Genomic DNA, 709 nt, shown 5'->3' on the forward strand with positions numbered 1-709 from the left:
GTGACAGCCGGGAGGAGGAGGGGAGGTACGTCGGGGCCCAGGTGTTCGCGCCAGAAGCGGCGGTGCGCCTCGCCTTCTGTGCCCTCTGACAGCTCGCGCTGGCGGCGGGCGAACGCGGCGAGGACGTCCGCGTCGCCGGGCGGGGCGAGGTCGTGCCCGGCGTAGAGCCGGGACAGCTCGGCCAGCAGCAGGCCGCACGCCGTCGCGTCCAGCACGATGTGGTGCCCGGCGAACAGGACGATCCGGTATCCGGGGCCGTGCAGCACCTCCACCCGCAGCAGCGGACCGCGCCGCAGGTCGAACGGAACGGCGGCGCGCTCGCGTACCGCCTCCTGGGCCGGGGCGGTCACCGTACGCTCGACGACCGGGATCGTCGGCGCGTCCGCCCAGCGCAGGCTCGGCCCCTGCGGAGTCGGCACGACCCTGCCCCGCAACGCGGGATGCAACTCCCCGAGCCTGGCCACGGCCCGCCGCAGCCGCGCCTCCTCCAGTTCGCCCTCCAGCAGGAGCGGGAGGCAGACGGTGTAGGCGGGATCGTCCGGAGCGACCTGCCAGTAGATCCAGATGGCTTCCTGCGCAACCGACAGAGGAACCTCGGACGCCTCCGTCGTGGTAGCGGGCGTGGCCGTCGCCTCAATACTCATGAGTGCAGTCCCCCGTGTAGTCGTCGTCAGCGTTCGGTCAACATCCGGTGGCCGTCCGCCCCCAC

General features: G+C 72.9%; 1 protein-coding gene. It reads right to left on the reverse strand.

Translation table 11 applies throughout. The features are described 5' to 3' along the window. Positions 1-644 (reverse strand): condensation domain-containing protein (locus C1I98_RS39460; protein WP_233508591.1); only part of this gene is annotated, 644 nt, incomplete at its 3' end. Between the last annotated feature and the right edge of the window lie 65 nt (positions 645-709).

The sequence above is a fragment of the Spongiactinospora gelatinilytica genome, assembly GCF_003236385.1.
In the GTDB taxonomy this organism is placed as follows: Bacteria; Actinomycetota; Actinomycetes; order Streptosporangiales; family Streptosporangiaceae; genus Spongiactinospora; species Spongiactinospora gelatinilytica.